Origin of the sequence: Streptomyces sp. NBC_00433, assembly GCA_036015235.1 — a bacterium.
GTDB lineage: Bacteria > Actinomycetota > Actinomycetes > Streptomycetales > Streptomycetaceae > Actinacidiphila.
Window position 1 is genome coordinate 4,505,409 of the sequence record CP107926.1, and the last position, 23,769, is coordinate 4,529,177.

Consider the following 23,769-nt stretch of genomic DNA (forward strand, 5'->3'; position numbering starts at 1 on the left):
CGGCCGCACCCGGTGGGGGCGCGGCCCCGCGCCCCCACCGCGGTCCGCGCACCCCGCACTGCCCGCACACCCCGCACACTCCGCGCGCGAACCCCCAGGAGGCACCCATGGCCGGCTCCGGCCGCCACCGCCCTTCCCGCCGCAGCGTGCTCGCGGCCGGCACCGGAGCCGCCGCGGCCGCCGGGCTCACCCGCCTGAGCCCGCGGTCCGCGAGCGAGGCCGTGGCGCGGGCCGCGTACGCCGTGCCCGCCGCGCTGACCCCGCAGCAGCAGGCCGGGCAGCGGGTCGTCTTCTCCTACTCGGGGACGACCGTCCCGCAGAGCCTGCTCGACCAGATCGCGTCGGGCCAGGCGGCCGGCGTCATCTTCTTCGGCGGCAACATCAGCAGCCTTGCCCAGATCACCGCGGCCGTCCAGCAGCTGCGGCAGGCGAATCTGCGCAGCCCGAATCCCGCGCCGCTGCTGCTGATGACCGACCAGGAGGGCGGGCAGATACGGCGGCTGCCCGGCGCCCCGGTGCTGTCCGCGAAGCAGATCGGCGCCTCGGCCGACCCGGCGGGCGGCGCGGCCGACGCGGGGACGGGCGCGGGCAACCTGCTGCGCAGCGTGGGGATGAACGTCAACCTGGCCCCGGTGCTCGACGTCTACCGCACGGCCGGCGACTTCGAGGACCAGTACCAGCGCTCGTACAGCACCGACCCCGAGGTGGTGTCGCTCTGCGGCCGCTCCTTCATCACCGCCCAGCGGGCCACCGGCGTCGCCGCCACCGCCAAGCACTTCCCGGGCCTGGGACCCGCGACGGCCGCGCAGAACACCGACCTGCGGCCGGTCACCCTGAAGACGTCGCTCTCCCAGCTGCGCCACCTGGACGAGGTCCCCTACGTCGCCGCGCTCACCGCCGGGGTCGACCTGGTGATGGTGTCCTGGGCGATCTACTCCGAGCTGGACGCCGCGCACCCGGCGGGGCTCTCCCCGACCGTGGTGCAGAGCGAGCTGCGCGAGCGCTTCACCTTCACCGGTGTGACCATCACCGACGCGATCGGGGCGGGCGCGCTGAGCGCCCTGGGCACACCGGCGCAGAACGCGGTCACCGCCGCGGCGGCCGGCATGGACCTCGTCCTCGACGCCTCCGGCGACGTCGCCGCCGGCCAGGCGATCGTCTCCTCGCTGGCCGGCGCGCTGCAAGGCGGCGTCCTGGGCGCGACGGGCTTCACCGCGGCGCTCGGCAGGATCAACGCGCTGCGCAACCGGCTGTTCTGACCGAGCGCGCCCGTCGCGGCGCCGGCCCGGCCGCCCACCCCGACACCCGCGACCGGCGGTCCGCCCTCGGCGCCCTCCCGGCAGCACCCTGACTCCCGCCGAAGGGTTGTCCACAGCCTGTGGACAACCCTGAGGCCGGGAGGCCGGTCCATCGACACGCGGTCGGCGCGTTGGCAGACTCCGGCCATGGAGCTGATCGGGCGGGGGCGCGAGGCGGATGTGTACGCGGACGGTGCGGACCGGGTGCTGCGCAGATTCCGGGACGGGCGGCCCGCGGAGCAGGAGGCGCGGACCATCCGGTGGCTGGGCGAGCGCGGTTATCCGGTGCCGGCCGTCCACGCCGTGGACGGCGCCGACCTGGTCATGGAGCGGCTGCACGGGCCGACCATGACGGAGGCGCTGCGGCGCCGCCCGTGGCGGGGCGCGGCCTACGGGGCGATGCTGGGGCGGCTGCACCGCCGGCTGCACGCGCTGGCCGGGCCGCCCGACTGGCTGCCCCGGCTGCCGGACAGCGAGGGTGCGGCCCGCCTGCTGCACCTCGATCTGCACCCGGACAACGTCATGCTCACCTCGGACGGCCCGAGGGTCGTCGACTGGGCCAACGCCCGCGCCGGCGCGCCCGAGGTCGACGTGGCGATGACGTACGTGATCCTGCGCGGCATCGTGCTGCCGCCGCACGAGCGGCTGATGATCCGCGGCTTCCTGTGGAGCATGGCCCGCACCTGCGGGGCCGACCGGCGTACCGGCATGCGGGCCGCCGCCATGCGGCGGCTCGCGGACCCCAACCTCACCGGCGCCGAGGCGGACCTGGTCCGCCGGCTCGGCGCGTGACCGCCGGGAGGTCCGGGTCGGAGCCGCCGGGCGGGCCGCGGGCGGTTCAGCCGCGTTCGTAGGCGGTCAGCAGGAAGAGCCAGACCTCGCTGACCGTCGGGAAGCAGGCGACGGCGTGGCGGAGGCGCTTGAGGGGGACCTCGCCGGCCACGGCGATCGTGGCCGAGTGGAGGAGTTCGCTCACGCCGGGGCCGGCGAAGGTGACGCCGAGGAGGATGTCCCGGTCCAGGTCGACGACCATGCGGGCGCGGCCCTGGTAGTGGTCGGCGAAGAGGTTGGCGCCCTGGGCGGCGGCGAATTCGACGTCGACGGTTCTGATCCGGTGGCCGGCGCGGGCCGCCTCGTCGGCGGACAGGCCGACCGCGGCGGCCTCCGGGTCGGTGAAGAAGACCTGGGGGACGGCGTGCTGGTCGGCGGTGGTGGCGTGGTCGCCCCAGGGGGCGTCGTCCAGCGGCCGGCCCGCGGCGCGGGCGGCGATGGCGTCGCCCGCGGTGCGGCCCTGGTATTTGCCCTGGTGGGTGAGCAGGGCGCGGTGGTTGACGTCGCCGAGGGCGTACAGCCAGTCGCCTTCGACGCCGCGGACCAGACAGGTGGTGTCGACGTCGAGCCAGGAGCCGGGGGCGAGGCCGACGGTGTCCAGGCCGATGTCCCCGGTGCGGGGGGCCCGGCCGGTGGCGAACATGACCTCGTCGGCGACGACCTCGCCGCCGTCGTCCAGGGTGAGGGTGACCGGTCCCGCCGGGTCGGGGCGGCGGACCGCGGTGGCCTGCACGCCGATCCGCACATCCGCACCCGCCTGGGTGAGGCCGTCGGCGACCAGTTCGCCCGCGAAGGGCTCCATGCGCGGCAGCAGCGGGTGGCGGGCGATCAGGGTCACCTGGGAGCCGAGTCCCTGCCAGAGGGTGGCCATCTCGACGCCGACCCCGCCGCCGCCGACGATGGCCAGCCGGGCGGGCACGGTGCTGGAGTCGGTGCCCTGCCGGTTCGTCCAGGGGCGGGCCTCGCCGATGCCGGGGATGTCGGGGAGCACGGGGTCGCTGCCGGTGGCGACGGCCACGGCGTGCCGCGCGGTGAGCCTGCGGGGTGCTCCCCCGTCCGCGGCGACGGTGACGCGGCGCGGGCCGTCGAGCCTGCCCTGGCCGCGGAAGAGGTCGGCGCCGATGTCCTGGAGGAAGCCGGCCTGCCCGCCGTCGTCCCAGTTGGTGACGTAGCGGTCGCGGCGGGCGAACACCCGGTCGGTGTCGAGCCGTCCGGTGACGGCCTGCCGCGCGCCGTCCACACGGCGGGCGTCGGCGACGGCGATGACCGGCCGCAGCAGCGCCTTGCTGGGGACGCAGGCCCAGTAGGAGCACTCGCCGCCGACGAGTTCGCGCTCCACCACCGCCACCGTGAGGCCGGCGGCGCGGGCGTGGTCGGCGACGTTCTGGCCGACCGGACCGGCGCCGAGCACGATGACGTCGTAGGTGTCGCCTGCCTGGCTGCCGCTGTCGCGTACGTCGCTCATATGTCCCTCGCATGACGGTGTGGGCTGCCCGTCCACGTAACCACCGCGACGGGCCGACCGCCCGCGTGAGCCGCCCCGCGCGGGCAAGCCCCGCCGTAAGCCCACCCCGATGGCCCCCTCGGGAGCCGCCGCGGGGTCCTGGGGCCGCCGTAGGAGAGTGGCTCACGGGTGGCGAACGGCCAGGTCCAGGCGGGGTGGGCGGGGTCGGGCGGGCGTCCGAAGAGGCGGTTCTCTTTGTATCCGGTTCACCGGCGGTCGGCCCCGCGTTCACCACCGCCCGTCAGGTTCTGGGGTATGACTTCACGACCCTTCTCCCGCAAGCGCACCCGGATCGTCATCGCGCTCAGCGCCACCGTCGCCGTGGTGGGGGCGGGCACCGCCGCCGCTCACACCGCGGGCTGGCTGTCGGCGCCCTCGCACGACTTCGGGGCGGTCGCGGACACGTACTCCGGCCACGGCAAGGTGACCGGGAACGTGCTGCGGAACGACTCGGGCGCGACCGCCGTGGTGCGGCACACCGACCCGTCCGACGGCACGGTGACGGTCGGCGCGGACGGCACGTTCGCGTACACCCCGAAGGCCGGCTTCAAGGGCACGGACACCTTCACGTACACCACGACCGACGCGGTGCGGCTCTTCAAGGACACCCGTGCGAACGGCGAGCCGCTGCCGCCGCTCGGCAAGGTCGCGGGCCCCGGCGGCACCACCACCGAGCTGTCGGGCGAGGGCTACGGCTCCTCGCTCGCGCCGGCGCCGGGCAGGTCGGGCTACTTCTTCGGCCTGACCGACCGCGGCCCGAACGCCGACGCCCCCGACGGCAACAAGTCCGAGATGGTCACCGACTTCACGCCGGAGATCGGCGAGTTCAGGCTCGTCGGCGGCAAGGCCGAGCTGGTCAGGCAGGTCACCCTGAAGGGCCCGCGCAGCCTCGGCGGTGTGGACTACAGCGGCCGCCCGCCGCACGACACCAGCGAGGTCATCGACGACGTCAACGCGACCAACGCCAACGGCGGCACCCCGGTCCCGGTCGCCAAGGACGCCTACGGCTACGACTCCGAGGGCCTGGTCGTGCTGCCCGACGGCTCCTTCTGGGTCTCCGACGAGTACGGCCCGTACATCACGCACTTCGACGCGAACGGCTACGAGCTGGGCCGGCTGACGCCGTACCGCGACAGCCCGGACAACGCGCGGCACAAGATCATCGGCTACCTGCCCGCCGAACTGGCCTACCGCGCCAAGAACAAGGGCATGGAGGGCCTGACGGTCACCCCCGACGGCTCGACCCTGGTCGGCGTCATGCAGTCGGCGCTCCAGCAGCCCGACCTCGGCAGCACCAAGGCCGCCACCGTCGCCCCGACCCGCATCGTCACGGTCGACCTGCGCACCTACAAGTCCAAGCAGTACCTCTACCTGCTGGACAACCCGGCGGCCACCGGTGACGCGAACAGCGAGATCACCGCGCTGTCGGACACGAAATTCCTCGTCGACGAGCGGGACGGCAATTACGAGCCGTTCGCCCAGAAGACGCTCTACCAGGTCGACATCAACGGTGCGACCGACGTCAGCGGCCTGACGGTCGGCGGCAAGTCGCCCGAGGCCTTCGCCGGCTCGGCGGGCACCAACGCCGCGCTCGCCGCCCTCACGGGCGCCGGCGTCAACGTCGCGCAGAAGCAGCCGTACCTCAACCTCGGCACCCTGGTCAGCCAGCTCGACCCGAGCGGCTCCTTCTTCGCGCACGACAAGGTCGAGGGCGTCGCCACCGCGGACGCCGGCCGGACGCTCTACCTGTCCAACGACGACGACTTCGGCATCGACACCATCGCCGTCGACCCCGACGGCAGGTGGACCGTCCACCAGAAGGTCCTGCCGCCCACGGGACAGAGCGACAACGGCGAGATCCTGAAGGTCGACACCACCAAGCTGCCCGCGGTCCTCAAGACCGTGACGGTGACGGTCCACGTCCGCTGACGCCGGCCCGTACACGACCGGAGCACGCCGCCGGGACGGCCCGCCCACCGAGGTGGGCGGGCCGTCCCGCGTCAGGCGGGAGGACGGCCGGCCAGGTCCTGGAGGAGCCGGTAGGCCGCGCCGACGACCGCGGAGGTGCGGTCGTGGCGGGTGGCGAAGGCGGCGACCGCGGTACGGGTGGCCGGGTGGAATCCGAGGAAGCACTGCTGGCCGAAGGTGGCCCCGGCGTGGAAGAGCACGGGGCCGCCCGCCGCCTCGTGCTGATACCAGGTCAGGGTGTGCGTCTCGCGGCGGTGCGCCGATCCGCGCCGCAACTGCGGGACCTGGACGTCGCGCAGGGCCCCGGTCGGGCGCAGCAGGGCCTCGGCATAGGTGAGCAGGTCGCCCGGGGTGGACAGCAGGCCGCCCGCGGCGGCGAAGGCGGCCATGTGCGTGGGCGGCAGCGGGGTGCGGCCGTCGCCGCGGCGGCCGACCGCGGCGACGCGCGACGGGGGCAGGGTGTCCGCGCCCAGCGTGGTCGCGGTCAGGGCCAGCGGGCGCAGCACCCGGTCGGCCAGCAGGTCGGCGAAGGCGGCGCCCGCGGTGGTCTCCAGCAGCGGGCCCAGCAGCGCCAGGCCGAAGTTGGAGTAGTGCCAGCGGGTGCCGGGGGTGTGCCGGACGCGGGTGCGGGCGAGCGCGGAGAGCAGGCGGCCGCGGGTGTAGCCGGCGTATCCGTTGGCGTAGGGGTGCAGGACGGCGCCCGCGACCAGGTCCCGCGGCACCCGTGGCAGGCCCGAGGTGTGGGTGGCCAGGTGGCGCGGGGTGATCAGGCGGGCGGGGCCCGGCGGCAGCGGCAGGTGTGCGGCGACCGGCTCGTCCAGGCCGAGGACGCCGTCGCGGGCGAGGTCGGCGAGCAGCAGCACCGTGAAGGTCTTGCTCAGCGAGCCGAGCGCGAAGCCCAACTCCTCGCGCGGCACAGCGGGGACCGGGTCCGTACCTCCGGACGCGTACGTGCGGCGGCCGTCGCGGCTGACGGCCAGCACGACGTCGGGCGCCCGCACCCGGGCCAGGGCGGACTCCAGCAGCGGCGCCGGATCCTCGGTCGCGAACGGCGGGTCCGCCAGCACCACGCTCACGCGGCCACGTCCGCGGACAGCGACCGAGAGGTGGCCATCGCCGAGGCGAAGGCCGCCACCAGGGTGGGGTGGTGGAGCTGGTCGAAGAGCTCGTCGCGGTCGCCGACCGGCGCCGCGCCCCGCACCGGCATGGCGCCGTCGGGCCCCTGCGCGGCGGCGTAGCGCTCCCACATCCGCGCGTCGAGGGCCGGCCGGGGCAGGCAGGCGTCGACCACCAGGAGTTCGCCGAGCAGGTCCCAGTGCTCCAGCTCGGCCCAGTCCTCGGTCCAGGCGGGCAGGTAGCGGGCCAGGTAGCCGGCGATGTCCGGCGGGATGCGGTCGGGGGCGGCGCCCCAGTCGGTGAGGTGGAAGACCGTGTGGGTGATGTCGTAGGCGATGTGCAGCTGCACGGTCCAGGGCTCGGGCATGCGGCCGAGCCAGGTGGCCGCGAGTGCCTGGCCGGTGTCGCCGCTTGGTGCGAGGCCGATCTTGCGTTCGGCATTGAGCAGGCCGAGCCGCCGGGTCGGCATCATCTCCAGCGCCCGCCAGCTCGCCGTGCCGCGGGCCAGGTCGATCGCGCTCTCAAGGCCGGGGTGGCGGTGGCCCAGCTCGTGCAGGCTGGCGTAGATCTCCAGCGGCACGGGCGACATCGGTTCCTGGCGCTGGAGTTCGGCCAGCAGGTTGCCGCCGTCGAGCAGGTCGCGCCATACGTGGTCGAGCAGCCGCACCGAGATGTCGTGCTGCCGCGACCCGGCCACCCCCTCCCGGGCGAGCACCCGCATGTTGACGGCCAGCTCCCCCACGGGCTTGAGCCGTTCGACGATGCCGCGGCCGGTGGCCAGGTCGTCGTCGGTCAGCCGGAAGTGCTCGCGGTGGCCGTCGAGCCAGGCCAGCGCCCGGTCGCCGACGCGGTGCAGGAGTGCGGGGGATGCGGCGGTCACGGTGTCGCCTCGCTTTCCGGCGTCTCGGGGTGCCCGGCGGCGCGGGCCAGGGTGGCGGCGAAGGCGGCCACCAGCGTGGAGTGGTAGCACGCGGTGAAGGCCTCGCCCGGGGAGGCGTCCCGCGGCGGGTCGCCGGTCTCCGGCACCGCGCCGTCCGCGGTCCGCGCGGCGGCGAAGCGGCGCCAGGCCGCGGGGTCGTAGGGCGCTTCGGGCAGGCACGCGGACACGGCCAGGAATTCCCCGACCAGGTCCCACAGCCGCTCCTCCGCCCACGACTCCGTCCAGGCCGGCAGCCACAGCCGCAGGTAGCCGGCCAGCGGGGCGGGCAGCCGGCCCGGCGCGCGGCCCCAGTCGGTGGCGTGGAAGACGTCGTGCGTGATGCCGTACGCGGCCTTGCGGTCCAGCGCCCACGGTTCTGGGCGCAGGCCGAGGCCGGTGTGCGCGAGCACCGCGCCGAAGTCGGCGTGCGGCGGCAGGCCGATCCTGCGCTCGGCATTGAGCACGTTGAGGGTGCGGGTGTGGTCCTCGCGGGCCACCCGCCAGCGGCGCAGCGACGTCGTCGCCCCGACCAGGTCCTCGACCCCCGGATGGCGCAGGCCCGCCCGCGCGAAGACCCCGTAGAGCTCCACCGGGTAGGTGGCCACCGGTTCGCCGCGCACCAGCTCCACGAACAGCTCGCCGCCCCGGGTCTCCTTCCACGCGAAACCGAAGAGGTCGGCGGCGGCCTCCCGTACGTCCGCCACCGGGTGCAGCGCCTGGATCACCTGCGCCAGCTCGGCCAGTTCGCCGAGCGGTTTGAGCGTCAGGTTCGGGTCGGCGTCGGTGGTGACGTCCGCGGGCAGCCGGAAGGACCCGCGCATCGCGCCGAGCCAGCGCAGCGCGCCGGTGACGACGTCGTCGAGCAGGCCGGCGTCGGGGTGGGGGTGGGGGTGGGGGTCGAGGTGCGCGTGCGGGCGCGCGCGGGTGTCGGGCGGGGGCTGCCCGCTCACCGCGGCCCGCCGCCGGGGAAGCGCTGGGCTGCCGTGGCGTGCAGCACCACGCGCGGGTCGGCGCCGCTCATCCGGCGGACGAAGACCAGGCCCGCCTCCAGCCCGAGGGATGCGGGCACGTCCGGCGCGCGTACCAGCCAGCGGCCGACGCCGGCCGCCTGCAGCCAGTCGCGGCGGCGTACCGCACGGACGAAGCCCCTGGCCAGGTCGTCGGTGCGGGCGGCGAGCCCGACGGCCAGCGCCGGGGCCAGGCCGGGCAGCGAGAGCGCGGCCAGTTGCGACGCGCGGTGGGCAAGCCGCGGCCAGGGGTCGGCCTGCACCCAGGCGTCGCCCGCCCGCGCCTCGGGCGGCCAGTCCGCGCCGGGCTCGCCGCCCGTGCCGTTCGCGGCGTCCTCGCCGCTTCCCGGCAGGAAGGCCCGGGACGCCTCGGCCAGGCCCCGGTAGCTCCACAGCGACACGTCGGACGCGTCGGCGCCCGGCGGATACGCGGCCAGCGCCCTGTGGACGACCTGGCGGTCGGTGCCGCCGCGCGCCGGGTCGGCACGCAGCGCGTACGGCGCCAGGACGTCGGCGCCCAGCACCCGGACGGCGGCGAGTGCCACCGTGTCCTCCTGCGCGAGGAGGGCCGACAGCGCATAGGAGTCGCCCTCGCCGTCAAGGGCGAGCGCGACTCCGTTTGCGACATCGGCCACCGCAGCGCTCAGCGCGGAATTGTGCTGCGCCTGCTCGGCCAATGGGTCCCCCTGACCGTCAGCGGGCGTCCGTCTTGGGCGCGCGCGGGGTGGGGGGCGAGATCAGCAGGAGGCCGGCGAGCAGGAGGCCGCCTCCGCACTCGCGGGTGTCTCGGTAGATGCCTTCCGGTTCTGCGGAATCCAGCAGTCCTTCGACCTCAGCGGCAAGGGCAACCGTCTCGACCGGGGCTGTCAGCTCCGTAGCCATCGAACCATCTCCTTCTCTCGGGTGGATCTTCAGGCTGACATTCGACCTTTTTCGTCGCAAGTCGGGTGTGGCGTACGGGGACGGCCGCACCGGGGACGCCCCGAAAAGGGCGCAGAAAAGGGCGCCGGACGGGGCCCGGGGCCTCGGCGTGGGCTTGGCGCCGGCTTGGTGCGGGCTTGGCGGATCGCCGGCCGGGCCCGTACGGGACGGCGACGGGCCCGGCGGGGCTCCCGGGCCGCGGACGGGCGGAGATGGGCCGCCGGGGCAGGGGGCGCCGTGACCTGCGGGGCGGGGTGGCCCGCGAGCGGGCGCCAAGTGGGCGCCAGTCCGGCGCCAAGTCGGGTGGGCGATGCTCCTGCGTGTCACCCGGCTGGGAGTGACCCGGTGCGGGGTGCGGGAGTGGCCTGGGCGGCGGTGTCATGACCGGCCCTTCCGTGAGCCGGGTGCGTGGGCCCACGCCGACGGCGGGCGTCCGCGCGCCCCACAGGCTCACCCCATGGGGAGGAGACGAGGCGCTGATGCGACCTCTCACACCACGCCGGATGCTCGTGGCCGCCGCCGCGGCCGCCGCGCTCGCCGGTCTGAGCGCGGGACCGTCGGGGCCGGTGGCCGAGGCCGCCGCCCACCCGGCCGAACTCACCGGCAAGGCGCCCACGACCGTCGTGGCGAGCGGTCTGAACGGACCGCGCGGCCTGGTCTGGGGCCCGCACGGGCACCTCTTAGTCGGCGAGGCCGGCACCGTCCCCTCGCTGTGCGACACCAGCGACCCGGCGGCGGTGAACTGCTTCGGCCTGACCGGTTCGATCGCGGACGTCTCGTCCGGCAGGCCGGTGCGCGTCCGCACCGGGATCGCGTCGCTGCTCAACGGCGGCGAGATGGTCGGCCCCGACGACCTGGAATACGTGGGCGGCCACCTCTACACGGTGGAGCCGGCGTCACCGGAATTCGTCCCGGCCGACCTGCCCGGCCTCACCCCGGGGTTGAGCGCGACCCTGAAGACGCAGTACGGCGCGCTGCTCGACGTCACCGGCCGCTCCCCCAGGGCGCTGGCCAACCCCGGCGACGTGGACGACAAGGCCTACCACGACAGCAACCCCTACGCGCTGGTGGCGAACCCGCGCGGCGGCTTCTACGTGGTCGACGGCGGGTCGAACACGCTGGACTCGATCGACCGCCACGGCAACGTACGGGTGCTCGCGCTCGTCCCCAACACCCCGGGCGGCGCCAACTCCGTGCCCACCTGCGTCGACGTCGGCCCGGACGGGGCGGTCTACATCGGCGAGCTGACCGGGTTCGGCAGCTCGGCCACCGACGCGAACGTCTACCGGTACGCGCCCCGCACCGGCGCCCTGACGGTGTGGCAGTCCGGCTTCAGCGCCATCAACGGCTGCGGCTTCGGCGCCAACGGCGACTTCTACGTCACCGAGTTCGACGCCACCGGCTTCCCGTCCAACGACGTCCGCCCCGACGGCGTGGTCGTCCAGGTCGGCAGGGACGGCAGGCGGACCGTCCTCGGAGCGGGCAAGCTGTTCGCGCCGGCGGGCTTCCTCGCGGGCCGCGACGGCTCGATCTACGTGAGCAACTACTCCTCGATGTGGCCCTTCGGCGACCCGGCCCTGTCGACCTCGGGCCAGGTCGTCAGGATCGGCTGACCCCGGCGCGGGCGTCCGGGGCGCAACCGGCCCCGGGCGCCCGGCTCCAAGCCCGCCCGGCCATGGTTCCACGTGGAACAATGACCGCATTCCGGGTCACGCCGACCGCCGGAGCAGAGCGGAAGGGGCCGCCCCATGGCCGTGTTCGGACTGGGCCTTGCGGCCCTGGGACGGCCGGAGTACCTGACGGTCGGCCACGGTCAGTCCCTCGGCGCCGACCGCTCGGTCGACGGGCTGCGCGAGCGCTGCGAGGAGGTCTGCGACGCCGCCTGGGAAGGCGGGGTGCGGTGGTTCGACGCGGCCCGCTCCTACGGGCTGGCCGAGGACTTCCTCGCCGGTTGGCTGGACCGGCGCGGCATCGGGGCGGGGGAGGTGACGGTGTCCTCCAAGTGGGGCTACACCTACACCGCCGACTGGCGGCCGCACCCACCGGTGCAGGAGGTCAAGGACCACTCCGCCGCCGCCCTGGACCGCCAGTGGCCGCAGACCGAGGCACTGCTCGGGCCCTGGCTGCGGCTCTACGCCGTCCACTCCGCGACCCTGGAGTCCGGCATCCTCGACGACGCGGGGGTGCTGCGCGAGCTCGCCGGACTGCCCGTTCCCGTCGGGCTCAGCCTGAGCGGCCCGCGGCAGGCCGACACGCTGCGCAAGGCGCTGAAGGTCCGGGTCGACGGGCGGCCGGTCTTCTCGGCGGTGCAGGCCACCTGGAATCTGCTGGAGCCGTCGGCAGGCGCCGCGCTGGCGGAGGCCAAGGCCGCGGGCTGGACCGTCGTCGTCAAGGAGGCGCTGGCCAATGGCCGGCTGGCCGCGCCGGGTCCGGCGACCCGGCGTCTCGGGCCGCGGCCCGACGTGGCGGCGCTGGCCGCCGCCCTGTCCCAGCCGTGGGCCGACGTCGTCCTGTCGGGCGCCGTCACCGCCGGGCAGGTGCGGGCCAACCTCGCCGCGGTGACGGCCGAGCCGCCGGACCCCGACCGCTACGCGGCGCTCGCCGTCGACCCGCAGGCGTACTGGACCGGCCGGGCGGCTATGGAGTGGACGTGAGGGGCGGCCGGGCGGGGTCGCGGTGCGGCAGCGTCCGGCGGTGGACGACGCCGGTGGTGGTGCTGCCGAAGCCGGCGAGTTCGCCGACCAGGGCCTCCAGGTGCTCCATGGAGGTCGCGGCGACCTTCAAGGCGTAGCAGTCGTCGCCGGTGGTGCGCAGGCACTCCAGGATCTCGCGGCGCTCTTCGAGCAGGCGGTGCGGCGGCCCGCGAACTCGACGGCGACACGGCCCTGCTACACGCCGGAGGGGCTGACCCGCTGCCGGGCGGCGTGCGGGGCGGCCCTGGCGGGCGGGGGGCCGCAGACCGCGGTGTGGGCCAGGGCCGCGAGCGAGCGGCGGTCGTGGCCCGCGGGGTGCAGGGCGGGGTGTGCGGTGACCTCGACGGCGAGGCCGCGGGCGGCGGCGACCCGGCGCAGGGAGCCGGCGAAGGTGCCCTCGCCGACGAAGGCGGGCAGCGTGGTGGGCACGCCGTGGCTGGTGTAGGTGAGGGTGACCGGCCGCACGGGGGCGCCCGCGTCCAGCGCCGCCTGGAAGGTGGCACGGCGGAAGGGCCCGCCGGGCACCGAGCACCAGGTGGTGCCCTCGGGGAAGACGACGACCGACTCGCCCGAGCGCAGCAGTGCGGCCAGCTCCCGTACGGTGTCGGGCAGGCCGCGCAGGCCGTCGCGGTCGATGAAGCGGGTGCCCGCCCGGCGGACGAGCGTGCCGACCACCGGCCACCGGCCCACCTCGCGCTTGGCCAGCAGCCTGGCCGGCTGCACGGCGAGCAGGGCGAGGGCGTCGAGCCACGAGATGTGGTTGGCGACGACGAGGGTGCCGGTCGCGGCGCCCGGCACCGCGAGGCCGGCCGTCCCGCCGGTCAGCCCGACGCCGAGGTCGGCCAGCAGCCGGCGGGCCCGGCGGCGTACCTCTTCCGCGGACTCCAGCCGCCTGCCCGCGGCCACGGCCGCCGCCACCGTCGTGCCGAAGGCGGCGTAGCGGCGCAGCTCCTCGGCCCGGCCCGCGCCCTCCCCGGCGGTGACGCAGGCCGCCGAGCAGGGGGAGACGGCGGCCCAGGGGCTGCCCGTCACCGGTCCTCGCCCAGGTAGTAGCGCCGGTAGCGCTCGTTCATCCGCTCCAGGTCGAGCAGCACGAAGAAGTCGGCGTCGCCGAAGTCCCGGTCGTACGCGGGCGCCCCGCACATCCAGGCGCCGACCCGCAGGTAGCCGCGCAGCAGCGGGGGCAGCAGGTTGGGACTGGGCGTGGCGGGCGCGGCGGCCTGTCCGGGGTTCCAGGGGTCGCGGGGCCGGACCCGGAATTCCGGCGGGCAGGCGTATTTCGTGCTGCCCAGCGCGGCCGCGTTGGCGGCGGCCAGGCCGCCGTCGTCCAGCGGGACGGAGGCGCAGCCGGCGAGGTAGCGGTGGCCGGAGAGCAGGACGTAGCGGGCCAGGCCCGACCACATCAGGTTGATGACGGTGCCGTCCCGGTGGTCGGGGTGGACGCACGCCCGGCCGGTCTCGACCAGCGAGTCCCGCAGTCCGTCGAGCGGCGCGAGGTCGAACTCGCCGTCGGAGTACAGCCGCGCGGAGCGCCCGGGTGGCAGCAGCCGGTAGGTGCCCACGACCTCGCCGGTGGTGCGCTCGCTGACGATCAGGTGGTCGACGTGCGCGTCGAAGTCGTCGATGTCGTGCCCGGCGAGCGGGGTGTGCAGGACGGCGCCCTTCTCCTCGGCGAAGACCTGGTAGCGCAGACGCTGGGCGGCCCGGATCTCCTCCTGCGTGGCGGCGATGGAGGTGACGTACGAGCGAACAGAAAGTGGCGTGGTCATGACAGATCACAACTCCCGAGTGCCGGATCCGAGGGTGGCCGGAATGCGCATGTGGAACCCGCGGCCCATTGATGCCCGCACCCGGTGCCCGCCCGCCCCCCACCCGCCGTCCGCCCGGTGACCGTGCGATGAATCTCCAAGGTCGCCGCCTCGGGAGCCGCCCCGCGGGCGCCTCGGCACGAGGCAAACGGAATCCCTCCGTCACCCCGGACCCGCCGGAACCACAAGGGCCGCAGGCCCCCCGCGCGCCACGACGTGGCCGCCCGTACGCCGGGATTCGGCAGCCGGCGGAGACCGCCCGGGTGGCGGCGGACCGGACGCCGGGGCGGCCGGGCGTACAGTCGAAGCCGCGTGCCGCCCGCGCCCCGTCCGCGCCGCCCGCGGCGTACGTCGGGCGTATCAGCCGGCGGACTCCTCGCCGGTCTGGTGCCGTCCGCTCCAGGCGCGGAGCTTGTCGGGGTTGCGGACCACCCAGATGTTGCTGATCCGGTCGCCCAGCAGGTGGAAGGCGAAGACGGTGACGGTGACGCCGTCCTGCTGGGCGACCACGCCGAGCCGGCCGTTGACCGTGCGCTCCAGGAAGGTCATGCCGCTGCGGGCCGCACGCTCGGCGATGCCGGCCCAGGCGTGGGCGATCTGCTCGGCGCCCTCGATCGGGTGCACGAAGGTGGTGGCGAGGCCGCCGCCGTCGGCGATCGCCACCGCCGCGGGGTCGAGCAGGGCGATGAGCGCGTCGATGTCCTTGGCCTCCCAGGCCTGCCTGAAGTCCCTGACCACACCGGCCTGCCGGGCCGTCGGCGGCGCGGGGGCGTGCCCGGTGTCGACGCGGCGGCGGGCCGAGGCGGCCAGCTGGCGGCAGGCCGCCGGGGTGCGGCCGACGATCTCGGCCACCTCGGCGAAGGGATAGCTGAAGACGTCGTGCAGGACGAAGGCGACCCGCTCGGCCGGAGTCATCGACTCCAGGACGACGAGGAAGGCGAGGGTGACCGACTCGTCGAGCGTCACCCGGTCGGCGGGGTCCATGCCGGGGCCGCCGGGCCGGCCGGTCGTCCACTCCGCCGCGTCGGGCAGCGGCTCGGGGATCCACTCGCCGACGTAGGTCTCCCGGCGGGCCCGCGCCGAGTTGAGCTGGTTGAGGCAGATACGGCCGGCGACGGTCGTCAGCCAGGCACCGGGGGACGCGATGGCCTCCTGCCGCTGCCGGGACATGGCGTACCAGCGGGCGTACGTCTCCTGGACGGCGTCCTCCGCCTCGGCCAGCGAGCCGAGCAGCCGGTAGGCGAGGTTGGTCAGGTGCCGCCGCTCGCCGGCGACCGCGCTCACGAGCGGATCGGCCGCGCCGGGTCCTGGCTGGGTGGTCATGGTGGGCGCTGCTCCCTCGGTCGCGTCGGGCCTCACCTGTTCGACAAGACGGCCCGCCGGAATGTGAGGTCGGCGGCCCGCCTCACATTCCGGCGGGCTGCCTTGTCGAACAGGTCGCGGGCGATCCGCCCCGACGACGGCACCGACGACGACAACCCAGGAGACACCATGGCCACCTCGACGCCGGCCACCCCGTTCACGGACCCGGCGCCCGCCGACCGTCTGGAGCGGGCGGCCGCCGCGCTGGCCGCACGCGGCTTCACCGCCGAGATCCTCGACGGCACCGCCGCCGCGCGCGCCCGGGTCAAGGACCTGATCCCCGAGGGCGCCCGGGTCTTCACCGCGTCCAGCGAGACCCTGCGCCTGTCGGGCATCGACGAGGACATCAACACCGGCGGGCGGTACGAGGCCCTCAAGCCGCGGGTCCTGGCCATGGACCGCGCCACGGAAGGCGACGACATCCGCCTGCTGCTCGCCACGCCCGACGTCATCGTGGGCAGCGTCGCCGCGCTCACCGAGACCGGCTCCCTGGTGATCGCCTCGGGCAGCGGGAGCCAGCTGCCCGCCTACGCCGGCGGCGCCGCCCGCGCGATCTGGGTCGTCGGGGCGCAGAAGGTGGTGCCCGACCTGGCCACGGCGCTGCGCCGCGTCGAGGAGCACTCCCTCCCGCTGGAGAGCGCCCGCACCCAGGCGGCCTACGGCTGGCCGAGCAGCGTCAACCGGCTGCTGGTACTCAACGCGGAGCACCTGCCCGAGCGCGGCACCGTCCTGCTGCTCCGCGAGGCCGTCGGATTCTGAGAGCGCGGGCGGCTGGACGAACATTCGTTTTACGATGCCCGCATGCCCAAGGTCAGTGCGGAGCACCGCGAAGCCCGACGCCGGCAGATCCTGGACGCCGCCTGGGTCTGCTTCGAGCGCAACGGCTTCCACAAGACGTCCATGCCCGACGTCTTCGCCGAGGCCGGGCTGTCGGCCGGGGCGGTCTACCGCTACTTCCCCGGGAAGGAAGCGCTCATCACGGCGATCGCCGAGGTGTCGACGCGGCAGCTCGTCGACATCCTCGACGCGCACCTGGCGAAGTCGGAGCCGGCGCCGCCCGAGGAGCTGCTGCCGGCGATCGTGGAGGACCTCACGGCGCTGGGCGCCGGCACCGCACCCGCGCCCATGGCCTTGCAGGTGTGGTCGGAGATGATGCGCGACCGCCAGCTCGCCGGAGCCGTCGCCGACATGCTGGGCGCCGTCCAGGAGCGGCTGACCGAGCTGTGCCGGCGCTACCAGGCGGCGGGCGTCCTCGACCCGGGCCTCGATCCGGGGGACACGGCCCGCGTCCTGATCGCGCTGATCCAGGGGTGGATCATCCAGTGGAACACCATGGGCCTCGCGGCCCACCAGCAGATCAGAGCCGGCGTCCGCGCCCTTCTGACCCGGCGCCGCCCACCCACCGAAACCGGCTGAGCCCCTCGCCGCGGCCCTTCCCCGCCTCTTGACCGAGCAACCCGGCCCCACCGATCAGGGCCGGCGCCCACGCTCCTCCGACCCAGGAGCAGGCACCCGGCGACGGCGGCTGAGCGCCTCGTCCCGACCCCACAACACCAGGCTCAGCCCCTCGGCCCGGTCGATCAGGGCCGGCGCCCACGCTCCTCCGACCCAGGAGCAGGCATCTCCCGCACGAGGCTGAGCCGCTCGCCGCGGCCCTCCGCCGCCTCCTGGCCGAGGGCGGCCACCCGGCCCTCCGCCAGGAGGTTGTCGCCGGTGTCGGCGGGGGTCGGGCGGCCGGAGGCGACGGCGGCCAGGCCGAGGACGCTCCACAGGGCGAGGACGGTGAGCGGCCCCGCCGAGCCGCTGCCGCCGAAGTAGGCGGTGCCGCGTACCAGGGCGGCGCCCGCCCCCGGCGGCAGCAGGCGGCCGATGTCGCCCACCGCCGTGGGCAGCAGCTCCGGCGCGGAGGTGGCCCCGGAGAACGGGTTGCCCATGAAGACCATCAGCACGGCGCCCATGCCGAGCCCCGCGCGGCCGACGAGGGTGACCAGGCCCGCGGTCGGGGCGGCGATGGCGAGCATGGTGAGCGCCAGGGCCCCCCAGGTCGCCGCGTGCTCGTGCGGGAGCGCGCCGAGGAAGCCCTGCGCGACCAGGTAGACGGCGAAGGCGGCCGCGGCGCATCCGGTGAGCAGGCCCACCAGCCGGGGCCAGCCGGGCATCACGGTGCCCGACATCGTGACGACCAGGGCGATGAGGATGCTGCAGATGGTGAGCGGCAGCAGCGCGGAACTGAAGACCACGCCCCGCGCGTCGCCCGCGGACAGCGGCACCACGTCCACCGTCCGCAGGTGGGCCGGGGCGGCCGCCGCGGTCCCGGAAGCGGCCCCGGAAGCGGTCCCGGACACCGACCCGGACGCGGTCGGCGTACGGCCCTGCGGCGGTGCCGCGTGCGCGGCGAGCCGGCTTCCGGACGCGTCCAGCAGTTGCGCCACGCTCGGCCCGGCGGCGGTGGCCTCCAGCACGGTGACGCCGCCCGGCGCGACGACGAAGGCGCCGTAGACGTCGCGGTGCTCGATCGCGGACCGTGCGGCCGCCTGGTCGGGGTAGCGGTGGACGTCGAAGGCGCCCGGCGCGGCGCGGTCCAGCGCGTCGACCGCGCCACGGGCGGCCGCACCGGTGCTCACCACGCCCACCGGCAGGTCGCGCGGGGCGATACGTGCCGCCGGCCACGCGTAGGCGAGCACGGCGAGCGAGATCACCAGCGGCAGCGCCACGGTGGTGACCACTATCTGACGCCATGACAGGACGCCCAGCGGATTCTTCACGCATCCGAGCGTAAGTTCGCCGCGAACGACAGTCAAGACGAACGTTCGTTTTCTTATATCCGACCCCTCGCGACCCCTCCGCCCGACCCACATGCGACCGCGTCTATACGGAGCCCGGCGGGCAGTCCGTCCTACGGTAGTTTGATGGGATATGTGACCTGGTGGGCCGTCGTCTCGTCCGGATGTGCTCCGGTCCTGCTGATCAGCGGCTCGACGACCGCGGCGGTGCTCGAAGGGCCCGGCTACAACCCCGTCCGCCAGACGATCAGCGTCCTGGCGGCCGGCGGGCCGTCCCCGTACTGGGTGCTCACCGTGATGCTGATCGCGCTGGGCGTCTGCCACCTGGCGACCGCCTGCGGGCTGCGCGCGGCCCGGCTCGCCGGACGGCTGGCGCTCGGCGCGGGCGGGGTGTCGGCCATGGTGCTGGCGATCTTCCCGGCGCCGAAGACGGGGGGCTCCTTCTCGCACGGCTCGGTGGTCGCGGTCGGCTTCTCGCTGCTGGCGCTGTGGCCGGTGCTGGCCGCGTGGCCGGTGCTGACCCGCAAGCGGGGTCCGCTCGCGCCAGAACGCCGGGTCGCGGCCGGTCCGCGGTTCGCGGCCGGCTCCCGGCCCGCGACCGATCCCCAGGTCGCGACGGACGCGCCGCTCGCGACCGATCCCCCCCTCGCGTCCGGCCCGCAGATCCCCCCCGGCTCCCAGCGGGCGGCCGCCCCCCGGGGTGCCTCGGGCCCGGGGGCCGCCGCCGACCCGGAAACGGCGACCGACCCCGAGACCGCGACCGACCCCGAGACTGCGACCGGCCCCGGGACCGCGAAGGACCCGGAGCCCGCGACGGGCCCCCGGGGCGCCGCCGCGGCCGGCGCCGCCTCGAACCCCGACTCCGCGACCGGCTCCCCTGGCGCGACCGCGCCACCCGCCCTCCCGCCCTGGGGGCTGCGGCGCATGCCGTCGCTCGCGGCGACCACGCTGATGGTGATGGGAGCCGCCTGGTTCCTGGTGGAGATCCAGGTGAACGGCGCCGCCGGCGTGGCCGAGCGCGTGCTGACGATCGTGCAGTCGCTGTGGCCCGTGGTGGTCGTCCTGTCCTGCCTGCACCACGCGCGCCGCCAGCCGGCGTGACGCCCGCGCACCGGGCCCCCCGTACCGGCGCCGGAGCACCCGGCGCCGCGCCCGCACCGCACCGCACCGCACCGCACCGCACCGCACCGGTCAGGTTTGGAGAAGCGCGGGCCCCGCCCCCGCGCTTAGCGTCGTTCCATGACCTCCATCGCATCTGTCACCCTGGACGCCGCCGACCCCGCCGCCGCCACCGACTTCTACGCGAGCGCCTTCCGCCTGGACACCCAGGTGCGGGCGCGGGCCGCGGAGGCGCCGGGCACCGGCTTCCGCGGCTTCACGCTGTCGCTGACCGTGTCGCAGCCGGCCACCGTCAACAGCCTGTTCGAGGCCGCGGTGAAGGCCGGCGCCACGCCGGTGAAGCCGGTCGCGAAGTCCTTCTGGGGCTTCGGCGGCGTGGTGCGGGCCCCCGACGGGGCGCTGTGGAAGATCGCGACCTCGGCGAAGAAGGACACCGGCCCGGACACCGGGCAGATCGACCAGCTCGTGCTGCTGCTCGGGGTGGACAACATCGTCGTGAGCCGGAAGTTCTACGTCGAGCGCGGCCTGGCGGTGGGCCGCAGCTTCGCCCGCAAGTACGTCGAGTTCGACCTGCCGTCGAGCCCGGTGAAGCTGGCCCTCTACGGCCACCGCGCCCTGGCCAAGGACGCCGGTGTCACCCCTGAGGGCACCGGCTCGCACGGCCTCACGATCAACGGCGACGCCGGCACCTTCGCCGACCCCGACGGCTTCGCATGGGAGAAGCCGTCCCAGTGACGTGGTCATCGCCCGGCACGACAGCGCGCCTCGGACGGCGGAACCGCCGACATCGGGGTGCTGTCCGCGGGCGGTAACGCGAACGCCGCCGAGCTGTCGGTCACGGCCGGCGGGCACAAGGTCCACGGGATCCGGGTCTCGCCGGGCGTCGGCTACCGCTCGCACGGCGCCGCGTCGGGCACGGCGGTGGACGGGCAGCCCGAGGGCGCCTGCATGGTGGCCGACGGCACGCCCGTCGGCTCGGACTGCTGCTTCGACCACGGCAATGCCGAGAGCGCCCCCGCCGACACCGGCAGCAAGAGCGCGTTCGTCACGGCACCCCGGCGCGGACCTTCGCCCTGCACCGAGGCCGTACGCGGATGGAGGCCGGTTCCGCCGCGGCGGAACCGGCCCCACCCGTGGGGTCAGTTGTCCTCGTACTCGCGCCAGAGCCGCACGACGTCGGGCTGCGCCCGGTAGAAGGACAGCAGCTTGAAGTACTCGCCGGCCGGCGAGGAGGCCACGTAGCAGATGAAGGCGCGGTCGGCGCCCGGGTCGGCGGAGGGGGCGTTCCGCGCGAGCTGCTCGATCTTGGGTTCCAGGCGGCCGCCGGTCAGTGCCGCCGGGTCCTGGGTCATCGCGCTGAAGCAGATCCGCTGGACGCCGGGGGAGTCCCAGTTCAGGGTGACGTAGAAGCCGCCGGCCGACCGGGCGAGGGTCAGCAGGTGCTCGCTCGGCTCCGGCATGCCGATGTCGCCGAGGATCGCGGCGACGTTCTTGGGTTCGAGCAGGTAGCCGTCGGGCGTCTTGAAGTAGACGTTGAAGGTCTTGTGCTCGTAGTCCATCCCGGTGAGCGCGACCTGGTCGGCGACGCCGTGGCGCTCGAAGAAGGCGGTGTTCCCGGCCAGGGAGGGCGGCACCGCCGCGATGCCGGCCAGCGTGGAGACCGGCTGGAGGTCGTCCGGCGGGAAGAACTGGAAGGTCTTGGTGAAGCCGCCGACGACGCCGAAGTCGACACCGTAGTTGTCGATGGGGCAGGCGGCGGCGATGTCCGCGCTCAGCGAGCTGACGGGGTGGTCGGTGCGCGGGGTGAGCCCGCCGGACAGCGCGAGCGCGTAGGGGTCGACCTCCTTGGGGAGCATCGTGAAGCGGCAGCTGAAGTCGTCGCCGCGGCGCGCGCTGGTCTCCACCCGGAAGGCGATCGCGGACTGCGGTATCAGCTCCTGATACGTCGTCATGATCGGCCAGACCGTCTCGCGCGAGCTGGCCACACCCATCAGCCGAGCTGATTCCTCGATGACCGAGTAAAGGTCTTCCAGCTCCGTCGTCCCGGCCATTCGCCCTCCAAGTTCGGATGAGACAAGATCACCGACAGTCCAGTAACCCTCACTGTCCGTGCCCGCACCCTGCTGCTCTGTCACCCGAGCATTGGCCGCGGGCCTTGGCGCCGACTATCCCCCGACTTGGCGCCCACTTGGCGCCCACCTATTCTCCGCCCGCCCCCTCCCTCCCGGCCGGAAACCGGTGGTCCGGCGCCGGGCGCGGGCCGGTGCGAGGGGGGGCGGCCCTGAGCGGGGGGCGCTTACGCTGGCGGGTGTGGCTGCATCACGTCGTCTGCATCGCGTCGCCGTCCTTGTGCTCGAAGGGGCCAAGCCGATGGATGTCGGTATTCCGGCGCAGGTGTTCACGACCCGGGGGAGCATGCCGTACGAGGTGCGGGTGTGCGGGGCCGCGCGCGGGCTGGTGGCGGGCGGCGACGGGTTGTCCTACCACGTCGCCGACGGTCTGGACGCGCTCGCGTGGGCCGACATCGTCTTCATCCCCGGCTACCGCTTCCCCGACCGCGAGGACCCGCCGGGCGCCGTGCTGGACGCGCTGGTCGCGGCGCGGGACCGCGGGGCGCGGCTCGCGGCGATCTCGACCGGGGCCTTCGCGCTGGCCGCCACCGGGCTGCTCGACGGCAAGCGCGCCACCACCCACTGGCACTACACGCGCCGCCTCGCCGCGAAGCACCCGCTCGTCCAGGTGGACGAGAACGTGCTGTTCGTGGACGAGGGCGCCGTCCTGACCTCGGCAGGCGCCGCCTCCGGCATCGACCTGTGCCTGCACATCCTGCGCGGCGACCTCGGCGTGGCCGCCTCGAACCACGCGGCCAGGCGGCTGGTCGCGGCGCCCTACCGCAGCGGCGGCCAGGCGCAGTACGTGCCGCGCAGCGTGCCCGAGCCGCTCGGCGAGCGGTTCGCCGCCACCCGCGAGTGGGCGCTGCACCGGCTCGGCGAGCCGCTCACGCTCGGGGCGCTCGCCCGGCACGCGGCGGTGTCGCCGCGCACCTTCTCGCGGCGCTTCGCCGACGACACCGGCTACACCCCGATGCAGTGGGTCATGCGGGCCCGCGTCGACATGGCCCGCGAGCTGCTGGAGCGCTCCGAGCGCGGTGTCGAGCAGATCGCCGCCGACGTGGGCCTGGGCACGGGCGCGAACCTGCGGCAGCACTTCCAGCAGATCCTCGGGACGACGCCGAGCGAATACCGCCGCACCTTCGCGCAGGGCGAATAGCCAGGGCGAACAGCCAGGGCGAACGGCCAGGAACCGCCCCCTCCCCGCCCGCCGCCCGGGGCCTGGCGCGATCCTTTCGAACCATGGCGCTCCCGCCGCAGCCGCCCCCGGGCGCCACCGGCGAACCTGGACTCATGACTCGTATCGCCATCAACGGATTCGGCCGCATCGGCCGCAATGTGCTGCGCGCACTGCTCGAACGCGACAGCGACCTCGATGTCGTCGCCGTCAACGACCTCACCGAGCCGACGGCGCTGGCCCGCCTGCTCGCCTACGACTCGACGGCCGGCCGCCTCGGCCGCCCGGTCACGGTCGACGGCGACACCCTCGTGGTCGACGGCCGCCGTATCAAGGTGCTCGCCGAGCGCGACCCCGCGAACCTGCCGTGGGCGGAGCTCGGCGTCGACATCGCGCTGGAGTCGACCGGCCGCTTCACCTCCGCCGACGCCGCCCGCGCGCACATCACCGCGGGCGCGAAGAAGGTGCTGGTCAGCGCGCCCTCGGCGGGCGCGGACGCCACGCTCGCCTACGGGGTCAACACCGAGGCGTACGACCCGGCCACGCACACCGTCGTCTCGAACGCCTCCTGCACGACCAACGCGCTCGCGCCGCTCGCCGCGGTGCTCGACCGGCTCGCCGGCATCGAGCACGGCTTCATGACGACGGTGCACGCCTACACCCAGGAGCAGAACCTCCAGGACGGCCCGCACCGCGACGCCCGCAGGGCCCGCGCCGCCGCGGTCAACATCACGCCGACCACGACGGGCGCCGCCAAGGCGATCGGCCTGGTCCTGCCGAACCTCGACGGCAAGCTGTCGGGCGACTCGATCCGCGTCCCGGTCCCGGTCGGCTCGATCGTCGAGCTGAACACCACCGTCGCCCGCGACGTGACCCGCGACGAGGTGCTCGCGGCCTACCGCACCGCGGCCGAGGGCCCGCTGGCCGGCATCCTCGAATACTCCGAGGACCCGCTCGTCTCGTCCGACATCACCGGCAACCCGGCGTCGGCGATCTTCGACTCGGCCCTGACCCGCGTCGACGGCCGCCACATCAAGGTCGTCGCCTGGTACGACAACGAGTGGGGCTTCTCGAACCGGGTCATCGACACCCTCCAGCTCCTCGCCACCGCCTGACCTCCCCGCAAAGCAGCCCTGCCCCCGTATCACCGCG

Annotated in this window: 23 protein-coding genes and 1 pseudogene; 12 read left to right on the forward strand and 12 right to left on the reverse strand. The window is 74.9% G+C overall.

From position 1 onward, the window contains the following. The first annotated feature begins 107 nt into the window (after positions 1 to 107). Together OG900_19070 and OG900_19075 are read left to right on the forward strand one after the other, a co-directional pair. Positions 108 to 1,259, forward strand: a complete 1,152-nt coding sequence (locus tag OG900_19070; protein WUH92006.1) for a beta-N-acetylhexosaminidase — start codon at positions 108 to 110, stop codon at positions 1,257 to 1,259. A gap of 186 nt (positions 1,260 to 1,445) precedes the next feature. After that, the gene (locus tag OG900_19075) at positions 1,446 to 2,090 is read left to right on the forward strand and encodes an aminoglycoside phosphotransferase family protein (protein WUH92007.1); all 645 of its coding nucleotides are present in this window, start codon (positions 1,446 to 1,448) and stop codon (positions 2,088 to 2,090) included. 46 nt (positions 2,091 to 2,136) lie between these two features. Here OG900_19075 and OG900_19080 read toward each other — a convergent pair whose 3' ends face one another. Then, the gene (locus tag OG900_19080; GenBank protein ID WUH92008.1) at positions 2,137 to 3,594 is read right to left on the reverse strand and encodes an NAD(P)/FAD-dependent oxidoreductase; all 1,458 of its coding nucleotides are present in this window, start codon (positions 3,592 to 3,594) and stop codon (positions 2,137 to 2,139) included. A gap of 294 nt (positions 3,595 to 3,888) precedes the next feature. On the opposite strand from OG900_19080, the gene OG900_19085 reads away from it, so the two are divergent. Beyond that, the gene (locus OG900_19085) at positions 3,889 to 5,562 is read left to right on the forward strand and encodes an esterase-like activity of phytase family protein (protein WUH92009.1); all 1,674 of its coding nucleotides are present in this window, start codon (positions 3,889 to 3,891) and stop codon (positions 5,560 to 5,562) included. Between the two features lie 71 nt (positions 5,563 to 5,633). Here OG900_19085 and OG900_19090 read toward each other — a convergent pair whose 3' ends face one another. The 5 genes from OG900_19090 to OG900_19110 all read right to left on the reverse strand — a co-directional run bounded on the left by OG900_19090 (position 5,634) and on the right by OG900_19110 (position 9,525). Then, entirely contained in the window at positions 5,634 to 6,668 is a 1,035-nt protein-coding gene (locus OG900_19090) for a beta-lactamase family protein (protein WUH95828.1), read from the reverse strand. Positions 6,669 to 6,673: 5 nt separating this feature from the next. Beyond that, positions 6,674 to 7,597, reverse strand: a complete 924-nt coding sequence (locus tag OG900_19095; protein ID WUH92010.1) for a hypothetical protein — start codon at positions 7,595 to 7,597, stop codon at positions 6,674 to 6,676. Next, positions 7,594 to 8,457 (reverse strand): hypothetical protein, encoded by an 864-nt coding sequence (locus OG900_19100; protein ID WUH95829.1) that lies wholly within the window; start codon positions 8,455 to 8,457, stop codon positions 7,594 to 7,596. The genes OG900_19095 and OG900_19100 overlap by 4 nt, the downstream gene beginning before the upstream one ends. 125 nt (positions 8,458 to 8,582) lie before the next feature. Beyond that, positions 8,583 to 9,320, reverse strand: coding sequence for a hypothetical protein (locus OG900_19105; protein ID WUH92011.1), 738 nt, complete (start codon positions 9,318 to 9,320; stop codon positions 8,583 to 8,585). Between the two features lie 16 nt (positions 9,321 to 9,336). Further along, the gene (locus OG900_19110; GenBank protein ID WUH92012.1) at positions 9,337 to 9,525 is read right to left on the reverse strand and encodes a hypothetical protein; all 189 of its coding nucleotides are present in this window, start codon (positions 9,523 to 9,525) and stop codon (positions 9,337 to 9,339) included. A 518-nt stretch (positions 9,526 to 10,043) separates the two neighbouring features. On the opposite strand from OG900_19110, the gene OG900_19115 reads away from it, so the two are divergent. Further along, positions 10,044 to 11,177 (forward strand): ScyD/ScyE family protein, encoded by a 1,134-nt coding sequence (locus tag OG900_19115; protein WUH92013.1) that lies wholly within the window; start codon positions 10,044 to 10,046, stop codon positions 11,175 to 11,177. A gap of 135 nt (positions 11,178 to 11,312) precedes the next feature. After that, the gene (locus tag OG900_19120; protein WUH92014.1) at positions 11,313 to 12,218 is read left to right on the forward strand and encodes an aldo/keto reductase; all 906 of its coding nucleotides are present in this window, start codon (positions 11,313 to 11,315) and stop codon (positions 12,216 to 12,218) included. Here OG900_19120 and OG900_19125 read toward each other — a convergent pair. The 4 genes and pseudogenes from OG900_19125 to sigJ form a co-directional block, all read right to left on the reverse strand. Then, positions 12,202 to 12,414, reverse strand: a pseudogene (locus tag OG900_19125) (Lrp/AsnC ligand binding domain-containing protein). The gene OG900_19120 and the pseudogene OG900_19125 sit on opposite strands and share 17 nt — an antisense overlap. A gap of 38 nt (positions 12,415 to 12,452) precedes the next feature. Beyond that, positions 12,453 to 13,289 (reverse strand): 1-acyl-sn-glycerol-3-phosphate acyltransferase, encoded by an 837-nt coding sequence (locus tag OG900_19130; protein ID WUH92015.1) that lies wholly within the window; start codon positions 13,287 to 13,289, stop codon positions 12,453 to 12,455. After that, a complete protein-coding gene (locus OG900_19135) occupies positions 13,286 to 14,026 on the reverse strand; it encodes a GNAT family N-acetyltransferase (protein WUH92016.1) in 741 nt (246 codons plus the stop codon). Before OG900_19135 ends, OG900_19130 begins: the two co-directional genes overlap by 4 nt. 399 nt (positions 14,027 to 14,425) lie before the next feature. Then, positions 14,426 to 15,388, reverse strand: a complete 963-nt coding sequence (gene sigJ, locus OG900_19140) for an RNA polymerase sigma factor SigJ (GenBank protein WUH92017.1) — start codon at positions 15,386 to 15,388, stop codon at positions 14,426 to 14,428. Between the two features lie 102 nt (positions 15,389 to 15,490). Here sigJ and OG900_19145 point away from each other — a divergent pair, with 102 nt between their 5' ends. Further along, positions 15,491 to 16,186, forward strand: coding sequence for a lactate utilization protein (locus OG900_19145; GenBank protein ID WUH92018.1), 696 nt, complete (start codon positions 15,491 to 15,493; stop codon positions 16,184 to 16,186). Positions 16,187 to 16,228: 42 nt separating this feature from the next. Next, a complete protein-coding gene (locus OG900_19150; GenBank protein ID WUH92019.1) occupies positions 16,229 to 16,843 on the forward strand; it encodes a TetR/AcrR family transcriptional regulator in 615 nt (204 codons plus the stop codon). 164 nt (positions 16,844 to 17,007) lie between these two features. On the opposite strand, the gene OG900_19155 is transcribed toward OG900_19150, so the two are convergent. Further along, positions 17,008 to 18,192 (reverse strand): ABC transporter permease, encoded by a 1,185-nt coding sequence (locus OG900_19155; protein WUH92020.1) that lies wholly within the window; start codon positions 18,190 to 18,192, stop codon positions 17,008 to 17,010. A 144-nt stretch (positions 18,193 to 18,336) separates the two neighbouring features. Here OG900_19155 and OG900_19160 point away from each other — a divergent pair, with 144 nt between their 5' ends. The 3 genes from OG900_19160 to OG900_19170 all read left to right on the forward strand — a co-directional run bounded on the left by OG900_19160 (position 18,337) and on the right by OG900_19170 (position 20,523). Beyond that, positions 18,337 to 19,311, forward strand: coding sequence for a DUF998 domain-containing protein (locus OG900_19160; GenBank protein WUH92021.1), 975 nt, complete (start codon positions 18,337 to 18,339; stop codon positions 19,309 to 19,311). 138 nt (positions 19,312 to 19,449) lie between these two features. Then, on the forward strand, positions 19,450 to 20,064 hold the full coding sequence (locus OG900_19165; GenBank protein WUH92022.1) for a glyoxalase: 615 nt from the start codon (positions 19,450 to 19,452) through the stop codon (positions 20,062 to 20,064). A 57-nt stretch (positions 20,065 to 20,121) separates the two neighbouring features. Beyond that, entirely contained in the window at positions 20,122 to 20,523 is a 402-nt protein-coding gene (locus tag OG900_19170) for a hypothetical protein (GenBank protein ID WUH92023.1), read from the forward strand. On the opposite strand, the gene OG900_19175 is transcribed toward OG900_19170, so the two are convergent. After that, positions 20,469 to 21,380: an aromatic prenyltransferase gene (locus OG900_19175; GenBank protein ID WUH92024.1), complete on the reverse strand. Its 912-nt coding sequence runs from the start codon at positions 21,378 to 21,380 to the stop codon at positions 20,469 to 20,471. The genes OG900_19170 and OG900_19175 overlap by 55 nt on opposite strands. 259 nt (positions 21,381 to 21,639) lie before the next feature. Here OG900_19175 and OG900_19180 point away from each other — a divergent pair, with 259 nt between their 5' ends. Then, positions 21,640 to 22,599, forward strand: a complete 960-nt coding sequence (locus OG900_19180; GenBank protein WUH92025.1) for a helix-turn-helix domain-containing protein — start codon at positions 21,640 to 21,642, stop codon at positions 22,597 to 22,599. Positions 22,600 to 22,733: 134 nt separating this feature from the next. Continuing rightward, positions 22,734 to 23,732: a type I glyceraldehyde-3-phosphate dehydrogenase gene (gene gap, locus OG900_19185; GenBank protein ID WUH92026.1), complete on the forward strand. Its 999-nt coding sequence runs from the start codon at positions 22,734 to 22,736 to the stop codon at positions 23,730 to 23,732. The last annotated feature ends 37 nt before the right edge of the window (positions 23,733 to 23,769 follow it).

Bases quoted from the DNA above. Each gene is read 5' to 3' on its own strand.
- OG900_19070 (WUH92006.1), top strand. From the start codon at position 108: ATGGCCGGCTCCGGCCGCCACCGCCCTTCCCGCCGCAGCGTGCTCGCG.
- OG900_19075 (WUH92007.1), top strand. From the start codon at position 1,446: ATGGAGCTGATCGGGCGGGGGCGCGAGGCGGATGTGTACGCGGACGGT.
- OG900_19080 (WUH92008.1), bottom strand. From the start codon at position 3,594: ATGAGCGACGTACGCGACAGCGGCAGCCAGGCAGGCGACACCTACGAC.
- OG900_19085 (WUH92009.1), top strand. From the start codon at position 3,889: ATGACTTCACGACCCTTCTCCCGCAAGCGCACCCGGATCGTCATCGCG.
- OG900_19100 (WUH95829.1), bottom strand. From the start codon at position 8,457: ATGCGCGGGTCCTTCCGGCTGCCCGCGGACGTCACCACCGACGCCGAC.
- OG900_19110 (WUH92012.1), bottom strand. From the start codon at position 9,525: ATGGCTACGGAGCTGACAGCCCCGGTCGAGACGGTTGCCCTTGCCGCT.
- OG900_19115 (WUH92013.1), top strand. From the start codon at position 10,044: ATGCGACCTCTCACACCACGCCGGATGCTCGTGGCCGCCGCCGCGGCC.
- OG900_19120 (WUH92014.1), top strand. From the start codon at position 11,313: ATGGCCGTGTTCGGACTGGGCCTTGCGGCCCTGGGACGGCCGGAGTAC.
- OG900_19135 (WUH92016.1), bottom strand. From the start codon at position 14,026: ATGACCACGCCACTTTCTGTTCGCTCGTACGTCACCTCCATCGCCGCC.
- sigJ (WUH92017.1), bottom strand. From the start codon at position 15,388: ATGACCACCCAGCCAGGACCCGGCGCGGCCGATCCGCTCGTGAGCGCG.
- OG900_19150 (WUH92019.1), top strand. From the start codon at position 16,229: ATGCCCAAGGTCAGTGCGGAGCACCGCGAAGCCCGACGCCGGCAGATC.
- OG900_19160 (WUH92021.1), top strand. From the start codon at position 18,337: ATGGGATATGTGACCTGGTGGGCCGTCGTCTCGTCCGGATGTGCTCCG.
- OG900_19165 (WUH92022.1), top strand. From the start codon at position 19,450: ATGACCTCCATCGCATCTGTCACCCTGGACGCCGCCGACCCCGCCGCC.
- OG900_19175 (WUH92024.1), bottom strand. From the start codon at position 21,380: ATGGCCGGGACGACGGAGCTGGAAGACCTTTACTCGGTCATCGAGGAA.
- gap (WUH92026.1), top strand. From the start codon at position 22,734: ATGACTCGTATCGCCATCAACGGATTCGGCCGCATCGGCCGCAATGTG.